The sequence below is a fragment of the Mesorhizobium sp. YC-39 genome (assembly GCF_025753795.1).
Lineage (GTDB): Bacteria > Pseudomonadota > Alphaproteobacteria > Rhizobiales > Rhizobiaceae > Mesorhizobium.
The window spans coordinates 111954-127844 of the sequence record NZ_JAOWPS010000007.1 but is presented as its reverse complement, the minus strand read 5'-3'; the positions used below and the strand labels follow the sequence as shown (position 1 = coordinate 127844).

The 15891-nt window shown below is 59.8% G+C and carries 17 protein-coding genes; 7 read left to right on the top strand and 10 right to left on the bottom strand.

Annotation, left to right across the window (positions count from 1 at the left end; translation table 11 throughout):
- From OHD62_RS30955 to OHD62_RS30915, 9 genes are read right to left on the bottom strand one after another with little or no spacing between them, the layout of a single operon-like run.
- Positions 1 to 276, bottom strand: coding sequence for an EscS/YscS/HrcS family type III secretion system export apparatus protein (locus tag OHD62_RS30955; protein ID WP_263790884.1), 276 nt, complete (start codon positions 274 to 276; stop codon positions 1 to 3).
- A 2-nt stretch (positions 277 to 278) separates the two neighbouring features.
- Positions 279 to 944, bottom strand: coding sequence for a type III secretion system export apparatus subunit SctR (sctR, locus tag OHD62_RS30950; protein WP_006205111.1), 666 nt, complete (start codon positions 942 to 944; stop codon positions 279 to 281).
- Positions 937 to 2052, bottom strand: coding sequence for a type III secretion system cytoplasmic ring protein SctQ (sctQ, locus tag OHD62_RS30945; protein WP_412177441.1), 1116 nt, complete (start codon positions 2050 to 2052; stop codon positions 937 to 939). Before sctQ ends, sctR begins: the two co-directional genes overlap by 8 nt.
- The gene (locus OHD62_RS30940) at positions 2052 to 2585 is read right to left on the bottom strand and encodes a hypothetical protein (RefSeq protein ID WP_263790880.1); all 534 of its coding nucleotides are present in this window, start codon (positions 2583 to 2585) and stop codon (positions 2052 to 2054) included. Before OHD62_RS30940 ends, sctQ begins: the two co-directional genes overlap by 1 nt.
- The gene (gene sctN, locus OHD62_RS30935) at positions 2561 to 3913 is read right to left on the bottom strand and encodes a type III secretion system ATPase SctN (RefSeq protein WP_412177440.1); all 1353 of its coding nucleotides are present in this window, start codon (positions 3911 to 3913) and stop codon (positions 2561 to 2563) included. The genes OHD62_RS30940 and sctN overlap by 25 nt, the downstream gene beginning before the upstream one ends.
- A gap of 2 nt (positions 3914 to 3915) precedes the next feature.
- Positions 3916 to 4539 carry a type III secretion system stator protein SctL gene (sctL, locus tag OHD62_RS30930; RefSeq protein ID WP_263790874.1) on the bottom strand — a complete coding sequence of 208 codons (624 nt, stop codon included), beginning with the start codon at positions 4537 to 4539 and terminating at the stop codon, positions 3916 to 3918.
- Entirely contained in the window at positions 4536 to 5144 is a 609-nt protein-coding gene (locus OHD62_RS30925) for a nodulation protein NolU (protein WP_263790872.1), read from the bottom strand. Before OHD62_RS30925 ends, sctL begins: the two co-directional genes overlap by 4 nt.
- Entirely contained in the window at positions 5137 to 5997 is an 861-nt protein-coding gene (gene sctJ / locus OHD62_RS30920; RefSeq protein ID WP_263790871.1) for a type III secretion system inner membrane ring lipoprotein SctJ, read from the bottom strand. Before sctJ ends, OHD62_RS30925 begins: the two co-directional genes overlap by 8 nt.
- 9 nt (positions 5998 to 6006) lie before the next feature.
- A complete protein-coding gene (locus tag OHD62_RS30915) occupies positions 6007 to 6522 on the bottom strand; it encodes a nodulation protein NolB (RefSeq protein ID WP_263790868.1) in 516 nt (171 codons plus the stop codon).
- 211 nt (positions 6523 to 6733) lie between these two features.
- Here OHD62_RS30915 and OHD62_RS30910 point away from each other — a divergent pair, with 211 nt between their 5' ends.
- Together OHD62_RS30910 and OHD62_RS30905 are read left to right on the top strand one after the other, a co-directional pair.
- Complete coding sequence (locus OHD62_RS30910) at positions 6734 to 7417, top strand: secretin N-terminal domain-containing protein (protein WP_263790866.1); 684 nt, start codon at positions 6734 to 6736, stop codon at positions 7415 to 7417.
- 630 nt (positions 7418 to 8047) lie between these two features.
- A complete protein-coding gene (locus OHD62_RS30905; RefSeq protein WP_318528657.1) occupies positions 8048 to 9904 on the top strand; it encodes an HrpF/NolX family T3SS translocon protein in 1857 nt (618 codons plus the stop codon).
- A 302-nt stretch (positions 9905 to 10206) separates the two neighbouring features.
- Here OHD62_RS30905 and OHD62_RS30900 read toward each other — a convergent pair whose 3' ends face one another.
- A complete protein-coding gene (locus OHD62_RS30900) occupies positions 10207 to 11265 on the bottom strand; it encodes a hemin-degrading factor (protein WP_263790864.1) in 1059 nt (352 codons plus the stop codon).
- A 594-nt stretch (positions 11266 to 11859) separates the two neighbouring features.
- Between OHD62_RS30900 and OHD62_RS30895 the strand changes: the two genes are divergently transcribed.
- The 5 genes from OHD62_RS30895 to nifW are packed head-to-tail and all read left to right on the top strand — an operon-like array spanning position 11860 to position 15743.
- Positions 11860 to 12180 (top strand): iron-sulfur cluster assembly accessory protein, encoded by a 321-nt coding sequence (locus OHD62_RS30895; protein WP_006205100.1) that lies wholly within the window; start codon positions 11860 to 11862, stop codon positions 12178 to 12180.
- A 27-nt stretch (positions 12181 to 12207) separates the two neighbouring features.
- Entirely contained in the window at positions 12208 to 12891 is a 684-nt protein-coding gene (locus OHD62_RS30890; RefSeq protein ID WP_263790863.1) for a hypothetical protein, read from the top strand.
- Between the two features lie 52 nt (positions 12892 to 12943).
- The gene (nifS, locus tag OHD62_RS30885) at positions 12944 to 14161 is read left to right on the top strand and encodes a cysteine desulfurase NifS (protein ID WP_263790862.1); all 1218 of its coding nucleotides are present in this window, start codon (positions 12944 to 12946) and stop codon (positions 14159 to 14161) included.
- Positions 14158 to 15366: a homocitrate synthase gene (gene nifV / locus OHD62_RS30880; RefSeq protein ID WP_263790861.1), complete on the top strand. Its 1209-nt coding sequence runs from the start codon at positions 14158 to 14160 to the stop codon at positions 15364 to 15366. The genes nifS and nifV overlap by 4 nt, the downstream gene beginning before the upstream one ends.
- A complete protein-coding gene (gene nifW / locus OHD62_RS30875) occupies positions 15363 to 15743 on the top strand; it encodes a nitrogenase stabilizing/protective protein NifW (protein WP_006205096.1) in 381 nt (126 codons plus the stop codon). The genes nifV and nifW overlap by 4 nt, the downstream gene beginning before the upstream one ends.
- Positions 15744 to 15891 lie beyond the last annotated feature (148 nt).

Genomic DNA, 15891 nt, shown 5'->3' with positions numbered 1-15891 from the left:
CTAGTAGCTGGATGTGATTGCGGGAAACTCAGCAAAGATCTGGTTGGTGTATTCTATGAGCGGGGCGCTCAGCACAGGGGAAAACAGACCAATGACGGCAACAACGACCAGAAGTTTCACGGCGAGTGGCAAGGAATCATTCTGGATCTGCGTCGCCGCCTGGAAGATGCCAATGCCCAGGCCAACAACCACCGCCGCAATGAGTGGTGGCAGAACCCAGATCATGAAAATCACGAACGATTGGCTCATGTGAGTTACAATGCTGGCCTCGTCCATACTCAACCTCCCGGTGTTGTGTAACTCAACACAAGCCCGTGCGTTAGTTGCGACCAACCATCGATAGTGACGAATAGAAACAGTTTGAAAGGCACAGATATCACCGCCGGGGACACCATTGACATGCCCATGGCCATCAAAATTGTCGTTACGATAAGATCGATGGTGATAAAGGGAAGATAGAGAAGAAAGCCAATTTCGAAGGCACGCTTGAGTTCTGAGATTAGAAAAGATGGTATCAGAATGACGAGGTCATCAGGTGCAGCGCTGGCGCGCATATCCTGTGGCCAGACTTGTTGGGTCGAGGATAGGAAAAACCGGCGTTGTTCTTCATTGGTGAACCTCTTGAGATAATCACGCAAGGGCTCCCGCCCCTCTTTAGCGGCGGTCACCCAGTCATCGAACGTTTGATAATGCAGTTTCGGATCCGTGACGCGAGCATAGGTTTGCTCAATAACAGGCGCGCTAACGAAAACGGTGAGAATCAATGCAGCGGCGTATAGCACGATGTTTGGTGGTATTGTCTGGGTCCCGAGCGCGTTGCGGACGAGGAAGAGGACGACCGATATCTTTACAAACGCCGTGGTCGTGACGACCGCCAACACCAGCAGACCGAGTCCGGCTGTAACCGCAAGTAGTGCCAGGATTCCTGGTTGAACGTCAGTCATTGCATGCCAGTCTGCCACGGAGTCTGATGCCCAGCCCGTCGCCGATGCGCACGATGTCGCCGCAGCCGATACGCTGGCCGTTGGCAAGAATATCGACCGGACCGTCGATCGGCCTACCAAGTTCGAACACATGCCCTTCGCCGGCACCTCTCAATTCTCTTAAAGGCATCGACCAGCGGCCGCATTCAAAGACCAATGTGATCTCGACATCGTCAAGATCGGCTTCCGCCGGCGCTTGCTGTGATTCGGGTTGTGTCGTCATATGTGCATTCTCCAAGCGGGATGGTCGCGGACGAAAAGGGCGCCGCAGAATTAGGCTGTCCCCGGCAATATCTGCCGCGGCCCATAACCGGCCCGCAGATAGGATGATCTGGCCGCGCCCATACGGTAGTACATCCGGCAACAGCGCATCACCGGCACGTGCGTCGCGAAGAATCGCGGCCGAAGCGGTGAGCGAGCCGATCTCTGCTGCAACTGTGATGGGGAGCTCTGAAAACAGGTCGCACGGCTGTCGCTGCAACTGGCCAAGCAATTCGCCTAACGCGCGGAACGCAGATGGTACACGACCGTCGAGAGGCGAGAACAGGAACAGACGAACTTTGCCGCTGACTGGACCGCAGACGATGTCGAATTCCAGATAAGGAGCTGGCGTCATGGGGTCGCCTGTACGAAGGAATTGCACGTTCCGCTGTGTCTGACTCTCCAGTCGAGCGATAAGCGGCTCGAGTGCAAGTTCGAGAACAAGCGAACCAGTTGGTTCGCAAGGTAATGCAAGACCATTCTGCACTGTTGAGATGAGCGCCTCTGCAAGTCGACGGCACAACGACAAGACGATCGTTTCGTCTCCGACGCGCCAAATGCAGTCAAACATTGGAGCCGTAGAAGGTTCCTGCTGCCAGACGATCCGTTCCATCCGTACAGATAGCGGCATATCGCCAAGCCGGCTTTGAAAGGCCATGCGGGGGGTCGCGATTTCGTTGATCCACGAGACGACGGCGCGGGACAGAGTTAGCGATGGTTTGAGCGTAGCGTGTCTGCCCACAGGAGTTACCGGGGGCGGCTCTACAAAACGGCACGACCGCGCCGCAGTAAGAGGATGAGCCGTCATCATATCGGGTCGCCCGACATTTGGGGACGCGAAACCCTCCCATACCGAGGCATGCTTTCGTCATCGGCCTCTATCTCGGCTGCGGACTCCGAATGGGTGTCGACCGCGCGCCGAACGTCGCCCTCGATCTGTTCCCATTTGTGCCTGGCCGCCGAACATTTGACCCAGTGGGCCCTTGTCTCAGACGCCGCCGTCTCGGCCTCTTCTTGAGCGACGTGCGCGTCATCAAGCCTCTGACGTCTCAAGGTGACCTCGGTCTCAAGCCGCTCAATCAGGAGCTTGCCACGATCGAGTGCTGCGACGGACAAGGTATCGAGCGATATTAGCTGTTGATAAAGCTGCACTTCGGCCGCTGCACGGCGGTCCTCTGCGATCGCAAGCTCCTTGGAAGCTTGCTGTGTAGCCAAGGCCGCGATCTGGCGCTTGGCTTCCATATTGGACAGGTCGCTAAGGGCACTGCGCTCTCGCATATCCTTCAGAAGCCTTAGCCTCGAAGCGTGAACACGATTCACGCGGTCAGACGTGACATCCATTCGACGGTTTCCTCAAAACTGGACGTCTCGACTTCGCCCTGGCGCAAAAACTCCTGCAGATCATCGATCGAGGCGATAGCCCGGTCAGTCAGCGGATCGCTGCCATGCTTGTATTCACCGACCTTGACCAAAAACTCGGACTCGGCACTGCGCGAGAGGAGGTCACGGAAGAAGGACGCCGACCTACGATGTGCAACAGATACGACTGCATCCATTACACGGCTGCGGCTCTGCAGCACATCGATAGCGGGGAAATGCTCTCGCGCCGCGATCGTGCGTGAAAGGACTACATGGCCATCGAGAATGCCGCGCGACTCCTCGGCGATTGGATCTCCCACACCGTCACCCTCGACAAGCACGGTATAGAAGGCTGTGATTGAGCCACGCTCCCCCATGCCGGCACGCTCCAACAGGCCTGGCAGCGTGGCAAAGACGGAAGGAGGAAAGCCCCGCCGGGTCGGCGGCTCACCCGCAGCAAGGCCGATTTCGCGCATGGCGCGGCAAAGGCGCGTCAATGAATCCATCATCAGAACGACGCGTCGCCCTTGTTCGCGAAAATACTCGGCGAGTGTGGTTGCCATATGCGCACATTGCGCCCGCTCTATTGCCGAGCGGTCGGAGGTTTCGACGACAACGATCGTACGACGAAGTGCTGCCTCCCCAAGATGCCGCTCAATGAATTCACGAACCTCGCGCCCACGCTCGCCTATGAGCGCGACGATGGTAACGTCGGCTGCCGCGCCTTTTACGATCTGTGACAGTAAGGTTGACTTGCCGCAGCCCGCCTCTCCATAGATTCCGATCCGCTGGCCTTCGCCACATGTCAGTAGACCGTCCAGGGCACGGACGCCGAGTGGGAAGGGCCGCTCGATTATGCGCCTTGTCATTGGGTTGGGGGCTCTGCCGCGCAGCGGACGGGTTTCAGCGGTTTTGACAGCGCCTTTGCCATCGAGCGGACGTCCGAAGCTGTCGATCACGCGGCCGAGCAAATTGGCCCCGACTGGCACTTCATGCATTCGTCCCGTAGCCACCACTTCTGCACGGCTGGACAGGCCGACCAAGTCACCGACCGGCGTGAGCAAAACGCCATTCTGAAACAGACCGACCACCTCGGCTTCCAACGACCACCCGGTCCGCGGATCCTGCAACAGACAGAGTTCGCCGATACGGGCGTCTGGCAAGACGGCATAGAGGAGCGTTCCGATGGCCCGCGTGATCCGTCCGCGTACGACACGCGTGTCGATATGCTTGGCTTTAGACCTCAGACCAGACAGCTCTGTATCCAGAGTTCTCTCTGCAGCGGGATTGCTGTGCTCGGGCATCCGCATGGTCACAGTTCGTTTTCTTCAGAACGCAACCCAAACCCGAGGCGCAGCGCGCGTAGCTGCGCAGTCAGCCCGAGATCGACATTGCCATATTCGCTCCACAGCACGCATTGCTGCGGCGACAGCGCCGGATCGGGGTCAATCCGGACCTTCGGCCGGCCTTCCCTTCCATCGCATTCAGCGAACTCGCGCGCGAGCGCATCGACTTGCGTGGGAGACACATGAAGACAAACTTCGGCGCCACCATATTCCCGCTCGATCGCACGACGAACGGTCTTCACCAGCAGATCGCCTGGATCAAAGGCACCCAGAAGATCGCCTACGATCTCCATCACGAGCTGTGGCAATTCTTGCTCCAGAACGGTCTTTCGCCGTGCCACTTCAGAGACTGTCCGCCCAATCAGTTGGGCCATCTCCTCGGCGCCGTCGTTGAATCCCTCGGTATGACCGCGCGCCCGTTCGCGCCGATAAGCCGCGCGCGCCCAGCCGCGAACCCGCTGCAGATGCCGTTCGGCCGCAGAACGCGCCTCCGCGGCATTGTCCCAGATTTCGAGCTCACTTGCCGGCATCAGTGGCCCGACTGGGCGCATCTGTGGAGCAACCGGCGCTGCTGGATCATCGAACGTCATTTCGTCGGGGTCTCCGCAACCAAATAGGCTACCACTAAAGAAAACAACTGGCCTGCAGCATTGCGGTGCTCAATCGCGGGCTCATCGGCGGCGGTCCCAACAGGCAGGCGCAGCAGCACGCGGTCCCGGTCAAGGGCTGAATTTTCATCGAGCCAGGCGCCAAGACAGGCATGTCCATCGTGTTCAATCTGTTGGGCGAGTTGCTCCGGATCGTCAATCGATCCGGTTGCAATGGCATGCGCCAGATGTCGGATGCCAAACGCGTGCGCTTCAGCGCCGATAGATTGGATCAGAACGGTGAGGTCAGGCTTTGAAATCAGCTTCAGCAGCGAGCGGGCATGCCAGAGGCTCCCGGCAAGCAGGGCCGCTCGACGCGGATCATGTCCACGCAGAAGGTCCTGACCCCAGCGGCCTTCATTCAAATTCATTTCATCGTCGAGCAACAGTCCTGCCAATCTCACTTGAAGCCTCCGACTCTTCTGCAACCGCACCAAGGTCGCGGCCGACAACGCCGGGTCAAGACGTGCGGCAAGTCGAGTCGGATGAATCGCAGCAGCAAGCTGGCTCAAGCCCACGGAAGCCGATTCGGGCGATCGATCACGCATCGCCGACCATCTTTTTAGCAACAGACTCGATCGCAGGCACACCCGCGCGCCCTTCAAGCTTGGTGGGTTCGCGCGATTGCCTGCGCTGGCGCATACGAGCGCGGCCCAAGACATAGCTTAGAACGCCGATCACGGCCGCGGCGAAACCCACAGCAATCGCCAGCAAAGGCGCCGGAATCGATTTAGATGCCTGGGTCAAAACAGCCGCTGGCTCAGCCCGTTGCTCAAATGCGGGCCGTTCCACTGGCACGAAAACCACCTCCACCTTATCGTAGGATAGGCCCTCGATGCTGTTGGCAATGAGCATCTTGATTTGCGGCAGCAGAATTGAGAGGTTTGCCTTAGCGTCATGTCGGATAAACGCCGACGCCGAGGATGGCGTGGCGCCCTCTCGTAAAAGGTCGTTATGTGGCAGAACGACATGGACGCGCACCGAGATGACGCCGTCGATGTCGCTGATCGTACGCGACAACTCTTCGTTCAGCGCATAGACATAACGCGCGCGCTCTTCGGTCGGCGACGCGATCAGACCCGATCCTTTAAATATTTCGCCGAGGTTCTTGAAAGACTGGTGCGGCAGCCCCTTGGCATTCAGCAGGTTGATCGAGAAGGCAAGCTGCTTTTCTTCGACCTGAATCGTGCTGGTCCCATCCTTTACGGCGACACGGACCGCATCGACGCCACTGTTAAGCAGGAGCGCGAGCATGTCGTTCGCCTCGCGCTCCTGCAATTTCGTGTAGAGATCGGCCTTGCAGCCACTTAGAGCAAACAGAAGCGGCAGCACAGCACAACAAGGCCATAGCCGACCAGGCGGCCGGCTATGGGTGATCTCGCCATGCGTTGCGCCAACCATGGGCGACATTCAACCCGCTGATACCAGTTTATTCACAGATGAGCTGGCGGAGCCGATACCCTTGCAGACAAGGGAAACCTGAGTGACGTCATTGTAGACATCGCGCAGGCCAGCAACCATCGCTTCGAAATCCTTCCCCCCTTGCGGAGCACTTGGCGTCTGTACTCCTGCTGCTCGGGCCTGCAGAGGGAGCTGCGCCGCCGGCCCAGGCGGGGCGCCGGTCACAAGGGGCAACTCGCGGCCGAGCGCGGGAGGCGCGACTGCATTATGCTGATGCATCGAAGAAAGCGTTTGAAGCACGCGATCGCCCAGCGGGTTCGCCTGCGTTACAGCCCGCTGAACCTCCAAGGCCGGAGGAACTGGCGCCACCCCAGCCGTCGCGGAGGAGGCATCGTTTTTGACCGAGCTCGCCGCCTGCACAAGACTGCGCTGAAACTGCGCCTGGTCGCCGAGCGCTGCCGCCGACCCGACCTTGGACAGACCGTCGGTTAGATTGGTGGAGATCGATGTGACGCCCAACATCATGCAAGGACTCATTTGTTCTCTTTGAGATGTGATGAGTCTAACCCGCCCATCACCCGTTATCGGATCAACAGCATAGAGAGTCGAACTGACGACAAGCTGACGAATTGACCATGGGCAGCGTCTTTTAATCGCCACGTTCGGCGCCTAAGTTAGAACGCGAATTTCAACCTTATGTTCTTCGGGACGAGATGCCGGGAATGCTTGTGAATCCATGATCCTGCACATTTTTAAGAAAGTCCTCTGTGTCGTTTTTGTTGTCTCCACCGGAAACCATTTGGCGCACAGTGCTCCTCTGTCACTGCCCTCGACACCTTACAGGTATGCGGTTCTGGATCAGGAACTCGCTGCCGCGTTGCAGGAATTCGGCAACAACCTCAAAATCAAGATCAGCATCAGCGGCGAGGTGAAGGGGCGGATTCGCGGACGCATGCCGGATTTGCCACCGCGCGCGTTCCTCGACCGCTTGACCGATCTCTACAATCTCCAATGGTACTTCGATGGGGTCGAACTTTACGTATCATCTGCAAATGAAGCGCAAACTCGCCTGCTTGTGCTGACCCCGATCCGCTTCGATGCGCTCAAGGCAGCTCTAGATGCGCTCAACATCTCCGATGAACGCTATGTCGTGAGACCGGCGCCGGGAAATGCTCTCGTCATGGTTTCCGGTCCACCACGCTTCGTCGCGCTTGTGGAGCAGACGTTCAACGGTCTTGTGGCGCAGGCGCAGGCGCAGCCACAGGCCGCCGCCGTCGAGAAGCCGCCGCAGGAATCGGTACTGCTGTTGTTTCGCGGCTCCTCCGCCACGGTCATTCGCGATGGACGGCAGGAAGGCCCCTATTCTTCCCTGCCGCGTCAGGACGACATCGTGCGCGAGCCTGAGCCAGCCCAGAAATAACATTGAGAATACGGGCGCTGCGCCCCGCCTCTGCCCAGGAACACAAGTGGGTGTGCGGCGCCCGCGCCCTCAGCATGGATTGACGTTCTTTCTATCTTGTTTGCGCAAGAGATCGGCTTGTGCACAAAACGACATTCGCTCGCTGATTGGTTTGGCGACCTTCCGCTCCGGGTTTTGCAGCAGTGTCCGGTCGGCATCAATCAAGCGGACCCAAGGTCCCCATTCCGGGCCGATCGACACTCCTGAGAGAGAGGAGGTCTCCAGCATCGCCTGGTTGTTCGACCGCCTCTCGCTGACGCGCTGTCGATAGCGGATGGGCGAGGCGATGGCATCACAGAATACACCGCGGCCTCCAGGGGGCAATATCGCTGGCGATGCCGATTGTGACTCCTTTTGAAAGTCGTCAGCTTGTCGAAAGCTAACCCGCCTAACATGAGTCTCCAGACGGCACTGCCGCCTTTGGCTGTAGTGGGAACAACCGTCGTGCAAGTGACGAGCGGAGCAGTCAAGACCGTGGCTGGTGGCATTTAGGTGGCCGACCGGCGCTGGGACTTGTCACCGTTCGCCGTGAACAGTGGCCCCACATGATGCACATGTGGCGGTTTTCAATCCTGCATCTGGGGATACGCAATGTCGCTCAGCAATCTTTCGCTATACGCTAACTCGAATCTGCCTCAGTCCGCGCAGGGCTTGTCGTTCCGGGGACCTTCTGCGCCAACGCCCGACCAGACCCAACAAGGCGCAACTTCGACCTTTGAGGCGATGTTGTCGACTTGCTTGCAGGAAGACAAAAATGCCCCCCTCGCGCAGCGAGATCTGGTGCCGCCGGATCTGAACTCGGTGATGGAACAATTGCAGAAGCACCCTTTGGATCTGCTGTCACCGCAGATGAGGGAGTCAATCAAAGCACTGGATGAGGCCTCGCAACCCTCCGCAATCGCAGCGCCAGCGCCAGCGCCCGTGCCGACCTCGCCAGTGCCAAGCTCGAGGATCACGTGGAACGGCGGCACGCTGACCGAGACCGAGTTGCAGATCGTAGCAGTGCTGAACCGTCACAAGGACCAATGCCCGCTCAGTTGGCAGTCGCTGGCAGATAAAGCCAACGATCCCACTACGCCGCCTGATTTGAAGGCAGCGATCGAAGGACTGCAGCAGGACCCAGAGCTCTTTTATGCGATCGGCTCCCAGGGCGATGGTCGCTGCGGCGGTAAGATCGCGGCGAAGGATTTGTCGGGCTTCTCGGAGCATCACTCACAAGTTGGCGAATTCCAGGGCCGGCAGGCACAAAGCTATGAGCAAAACTACATCCCATCCGACGGCACTGGAAATGGGCAGCCGCAGGTCATGACCGCGAGCGACGCCATGCGCGAGCTTTACCGATATTCCGACTATCTGCCCAAGAACCTGAGCCTGGCGGATTTCAAGCAGATCGTCGAGGGCGACGCCAAAACCGGCAAATGTCCGCCCCAGGTCATCGCGGCGGCGCAGTACTTCGTCAATCACCCGGATGCGTGGAGGCAGTTGTACGGCGGCGCGATAGATAAGGTTCACAAAGAGGACTTCCTACAAGTCGCTTCAGCTGCGATGAGCCTCACGAAACCCGAGTTGGCTGCGCTTGACACAATTAACAAGAATCAGAGTGCCTTCTTTGGCGGCGGCGACTTGACTCGCGAAAAGCTTGCCAGCATGGCCGACGACAAGAGCCTCAACGCGAGTGTACGGAAAGCAGCTTCGCAGCTGCTTTCAGATCCGCTATTGTTCGGTTTGCTAAACAATTCGATCACGGGCTACAAGACCCACCATGGGTTCTTCGACTTCGGCGGCGGACATACGGTCGATTCCGGGAATATAAGCAACAACGACTTCAGGCATTTCTACAACAACATGTCGGCAGCCAACAGCACCGTTCAGAACGCGAAGACCCATGTTCCCAAAACCGCTGCGGAGCAGGATGCCGTCGCGGACATGATGATGGGCGTGGCGGACCAGCCCAATATCAAGTCTGCCAAGAAGAACGGCGGGGCCTTCATGCACGCAGCCGATAGTGTGCTCAAGGTGGGCTCGGAAGTGCTTGACTGGGGTGCGACAGCGGTGGGGCTGCTGAGCTTCGTTCCAGTCTTGGGTGAGTTGGCAGATGTCGTGTCAATGGGGCTTGAGACGGAGTCGCAAGCCGCAAATCTTCTGCATACGGCCATTAGTGGAGGCAATATGAAGCTGGCGCTGGCAGAAGCCGGCATCAGTCTCGGGGGGCAGGCGCTAAGCTTTGTCGCCGGCCCCGAGGTGAAACTCGCTATTCGCAATGGGCTCGTGAAGAAGGCCCTGGAAGAGGCGTTCACGGCTGGCGTCAATATGCCGATTTCGGTGGCGCAATCCTATGCAGAGGGCTATTTGAGCAACATAAAGGCACGCCTTGAGGCCGGTCCCGTGCAAGGCGCAGGCGCTCCAATCCAGTACGACACAACGGCGCGGTCTCAAAACGTGGCTTGACAGGAGACTTGCCCCGACCCGGCGGCCGTGTAAGCCTTGCAGTCACGGCCCCCGTTGACCTGATAGAGCGCGTTGCGGCGCAACACCAGAAACGCCGCACGCACGCTGGGAATGCGTGCTGAGAGCGGCAATAGCCGCTGGCGAACTCCACGGCAAGCCGACTATGGCTGTCGGTCTTATACTGACGGCCTCAATGCGCCGTCATACGATCTTGCCGGGAACAAGTTGCCGAAAGACTGATGAGGTTTGACTAGCGACCCAAGCCTTTCTCCATAGAACGGAAAACAACATGCATTGGGGTCTTAAGCGGTCGGACTGGGAATGCGCGGCAGTGTCTCGGCTAGGCCCCGCCAGTCGCCGCGCTCGCATTCGCCTTCCTTACGCGTCCCGAAGAACTGGATGATCATTTTGCCATCGGCGCCATAGGCTTCGAGCGACGTGACGTGACCGTCCCTGGTCGGCTTGCGCACGGCCCAGACCTCACGGATGTGGTGGGTGCCGAGATGCAGGCGGAAGGTCTCGTCGAGCACATTGATCCACGGCCCGATCGGTTTGACCGACTTGATCGGGCCGGAATGGATCTGGATGCAACCACGATTGCCCACAAAGCACATGATCGGAAGCTCGTCTTCGACCGCGTGTTGAAACATGGTGCCGACGGCATCCTTATCGAGCAGCCAAGCGTAATCCTCGCCGACCATACGCATTGCCTGGCAGCGGCGGAGCTTCAGTGTCTTCAACATGTCGTAGAACTGATGCACGTCGGTCAGCTGGCTCCAGTGGTCGCGTAAATCCTCGATCGTGGCGGATTGGTCGCGAACCTCTGCGTCATCGTCGGCACCGGTCGCCTTGACTGAGACGATCGGCGCCTGGCTCGAGGATTCCAGCTTGGCCACCAGCTTCTGATAAGCATAGAGGTTTGAGGCGGGCCTGAGATGCACCTTGTGCACCGCCTGGCCTGTGGCATCAAAGAATTGCAGGCTGCGGCAGATGTCGTCGCCATCGCGCTTCTCGACGGCAAAGCCATAGGCCCACACTTTCGGAAAGATGCGCAGGTCGATGTCGTCGCCGAGTACCATGGCATGCTGGTTGCCGGTGACCACCTTGTCGTAGACGCCTACCTTTTCGTGCACGACACTTTCGTTGCGGGTCAGCGCCATCACCTCGCCGACCGTTTCAAGGCCGGTCAGCAGATCATTGACGCGCGGCTCGATGCGCACCGCGCTGGAACCGCAATGCGCCGCGACCAATTCGGCTTCCGAAATGCCCAATTTGGCGGCGAGATCGTGCTCGCGTATTTTGGGATTGTCTTCCCGCGCCCGCCGGATTTCGTCCGGTGACGGTTTCTCGCGCTGGTCCATGTATTACCTCTGCTTCCACCTACGTGTTGAGGATCAGCTGCCCTGCCAGGCGATCAGCCGAGCGCGCGCCGTGATGCTCGATGCGCTCTCGTGCTCGCCCATGACAGTGTGTTCCTGGACAGCGTGCGCATCGCCGTCAGGACCGACTCGAAACCGGGTGTTCCGTCTGAGTGGTGAGCCGCGGATCCCGCGAGCGGAGAGCGGATCTGACCCAGACCTGACACGTTGGTTTCCTCCTTCGTTCCATCGATCGCGGGCACGCGCGACTGATGATCGGTCTCCAGTTCTTGTCGTCTCCGCCAATTGGACGCCTCAAAAGTCGTGCCAATGTCGCCGAAGCAAGTTCAGAAGAATCTTCTGCACACCAGTCAATGGTTTACGCGGAGTTCAGCAGGAACTCAGACCGAACACCCTGTGTGGCGGGCTCGACAAACCCGACAGTACGTGTCGGTTGCCGGACATCTTCCCAGCAATGGCGCACAAGAGGGATAGCAGTCTTAGAGAGATTACGCTGAGTTGAAACGGTTTTTGCCTTTGGCACGGTCCATGCAACGTGAGCCGCAAACACGTCACGGACCGAGGAGAAATCGAGCCATGATAACGCTCACCGACAACGCTGTTGCCGCCGTCAAGACCGCTCTTTCCAGCGCCAGCGAGCCGGCGGAAGGCTTTCGCATCATGGTCCAGACCGGCGGCTGCGCCGGCTTCAAGTACCTGATGGGCCTGGAGAGCGTCCCGCGCGAGGGCGACGCGATCACCGAGACAGATGGGGTCAAGGTGTTCGTGGACGCAGGCTCCCAACCCCATGTCGCCGGCATGACCGTCGACTTCATCACCGGTCTCGAAACTTCCGGCTTTGTCTTCGACAACCCCAACGCGCGGGAGAAGTGCGGCTGCGGCAAGTCCTTCGGTTGATCGCCAATGAGAAGGAGTAGGGCCACGTTGACGTTGGACTATCGCAATAGGGTCCAGGAACACTTCTTCAGCCCGAAGAATGCCGGCCTGGAAACAGTCAATGCCGACAGTGAGGTCGGCGCCATCGCCTGCGGCGCCGCGATCGCCTCCTCGTCGGCGCTTACCCAGCCCATCATCGGCAAAGGCAAAACTATCGACGTACGGATGATAAGGCGGGCCGTCCGTATCAATGGCCTCGCCACAATCGAGCAGGTCACTCATCACACCAACGCTGCCCGTGGCAGCCTCTCATGCTGCGAAGCCATCGAGCACGTGGGGGTCCATGAAGCGATGGCCGCAGACGGACACTCGGCGGCAGACGAGGCTTATATGGCCAGTGCAAGAGGTGTCCCCGTCATCAAGGACAAGACATGGTCGAAGCTGATTTCGGGACCGCCAATCGCTTCCGGCAGAATGCAGAGAACGTCGGCGCCCGGAACGATTCAGTTCGTGGCGGGACCCGAACTGCTGGCCGCCAAATCGCGCCCCTGGAGCAAATTCGGCTTATCGAAATCGCTGTCGCAGGCGGCTCCTTGCCCCCGGGTGGACGGCGGCGGCCTACGAACTTGGCCATGTCGACGGCAACCAAGTCTACGTCAAACTGTGGGACGCCTGAGCCGGTTGCCAGTTTGGGCCCATCACCATCAACGGCATGCGCCAGAGGCTCAATGAGGCGACCGGCCTCGCGCTTGGCGTCATTGCGGGTCAACTGAGGATCGCACCTATGAGGCCTATTTATCTCGACAACAACGCAACGACCCGGGTCGATCCTGAGGTCCTGCAAGCGATGCTGCCGTTTTTTACGGATCAATTCGGCAACCCTTCGTCGGCGCACGCTTTTGGCGCCTCAGTCGGCGCGGCGGTGAAAAAGGCGCGGCGGCAGTTGCAGGCGCTGATCGGCGCGGCGTTCGACGATGAGATCACCTTCACCTCGGGTGGGACAGAAAGCGACAATACCGCGATTCTTTCGGCGCTTGAGGCGATGCCCAACTCAACCGAGATCGTGACTTCCGCGGTCGAGCATCCCGCCGTGCTGACGCTGTGCGCGCATCTTGAGAAGACCCGCCGCGTCAAGGTGCACAGGATCCCGGTGGATCGCCTTGGCCGGCTCGACCTCGACGCCTATATAGCCGCCCTCACCCCCCACGTGGCGATCGTCTCGATAATGTGGGCGAACAACGAGACTGGTGTGACCTTCCCCGTGGCCAAGCTTGCTGAGTTGGCCAAGGAAGTCGGCGCCCTTTTCCATACCGACGCCGTGCAGGCGGTCGGCAAGCTCCCGATGGATATCAAGTCGACCGCAATCGACATGCTGTCGTTCTCCGGCCACAAGCTGCACGGCCCGAAAGGGATCGGCGCACTTTACGTAAAACGTGGTGTGCCCTTCCGCTCGCTGATCAAGGGTGGTCACCAAGAGCACGGCCGGCGTGCTGGCACCGAGAACACGCCCGGCATAGTCGGGCTCGGCAAGGCGACCGAACTCGCCATGAAATTCATGGACGACATGACCACACGGGTCAAGTCGCTCCGCGACCGCCTGGAAGGCGGGATTCTCCAGCGCATCCCAGATACCTGTGTCACTGGCGACCCGCTGGAGCGGCTGCCAAACACCGCAAACATCTCCTTCGAACATGTCGAAGGTGATGGAATCCCACTTCTTCTCAGCCGCGTGGGCATCGCCTGTTCCTCCGGATCCGCCTGCAGCTCCGGCTCGCTGGAACCGAGCCATGTGCTAAGTGCAATGAAAACGCCACACCAGGCGGTCCGCTTCTCCTTCGCACGCGACAACGGTGAAGCGGACGTCGACCGGGTGCTCGAGGTCATGCCGGCAATCTTGGCGAAACTGCGTAGCGCTCCCGGTAGCGCGCCCGGCAGGCGAAGTGCTGAAGACGTTCAATCCGATTCATGCCTGAGCCGCAGCAGAACAGGCTGCCATTCATGAACCGTCATGTCTTTCTCAACGATACCACCTTGCGCGACGGCGAGCAGGCGCCCGGCGTCGCCTTTACGAAGGCGGAAAAGCTGGAGCTCGCCGAGGCTCTTGCGGCAGCCGGCGTCCCAGAGATCGAGATCGGCACGCCGGTCATGGGCGCCGACGAGATCGAAACAATTCGCGCCGCGGTCGCGCGGCGTCTCCCGGTTCGGCTCACGGCCTGGTGCCGGATGACGTCGCAGGATCTCGACGCAGCGATCGAGAGCGGTATCGGCGCCGTCAATCTGTCGCTACCTGCATCGGACATCCAACTTGCCGCCAGGCTCGGCCTCGACCAAGCAAGAGCGCTGCAGATCATCGATCATATGGTTAAGCGTGCCGCCGCGGCCGGCTTCTTCGTCGCGGTGGGATGCGAGGATGCCTCGCGGGCCGATCGGGATCATCTGGCCCGCGTCATCGAGGCGGCTGCGCACGCCGGCGCAAGCCGTGTCAGACTGGCCGACACGGTCGGCGTTCTCGACCCTTTTTCGACCTTCGAACTTGTCGCCCAGCTCGTGGCGCAATCTCCAATCGACCTCGAGTTTCATGCGCACAACGATCTCGGTCTCGCTGCCGCCAACACGCTGGCCGCGATCCGCGCAGGCGCACGCCACGCCTCCGTCACCGTCCTCGGGCTCGGCGAGCGTGCGGGCAATGCCGCGCTGGAAGAAGTGGCCGCTGCGATGGCCGTCCTCGACGGCGCGGATACCGGCATTGAGCTGACCGCATTGCCCGACCTCGCCGCCCAGGTGGCCTGGGCCGCCGGCCGGCAGACCGCAGCCATTAAGCCAGTCGTCGGCGCCGATGTTTTCTCTCACGAATCCGGCATTCATGTCGCAGGGCTGCTGAAGGACTCGCGTACCTATCAAGGGCTCGATCCGGCTCTCGTCGGCCGCTGCCGTCGTATCGTCATCGGCAAGCATTCCGGCGCCACCGCGATTGCCCATGTGCTGAGCGAAAGCGGTCGTGATCTCGACCCGGATCTGGCAGCCGCGATGGTGGCCCGCGTCCGCCGCAAGGCGGCCGAGACCAAATCGACCGTCAGTGCAACTCAACTGGTCGAGCTCTACGATGCAATGTGCAACGGGCCATGCTTCGCCGATCTCGCGGGTCCAGGTCAGCCGTGCGGCGAACGCACCGACACCACAGTTTTCCGACCGGGGGAAATGCAATGAATTGTTCCGCTGACAGCTCTCCCATCGATGTCACCGACATCCTCGCGCGACTGAGAGGCCTGTCGGCTGCGGAGGAATTCTTCGCCATCCTTGGCGTCTCCTATGACCCGAAGGTGCTGGATGTCTCTCGCCTCCATATCATGAAGCGCGTGGGCCAATATCTTGCCGAAGAAGATCTGTCCGGCTTGCCCGATCAGGTGATCGCCGCGCGGGTGCGCGCCACACTCGAACGTGCCTACGAAGACTTCGCGATTTCCTCGCCGCTCTCACACCGGGTCTTCAAGGTGCTCAAAGACCACGACCCGAACAAACCTGCCACGCCGGGCCGAACCTTCGTCCCGTTCGACGCCGTGCTGAAGCGGTTCGAAGAAGAATGAACGCGACATGTTTGCGACGCGACAATGTCGAGAAGCCGACAAATCACGAATGCGCCCCTCGACAGGCCATCCGAATTTCCAGGGTTGGGAGCGTGCAAAGCAGTTGGCACGGATGATGCTTTCAAGGAGGTGAACTGCCAGGCCCGCA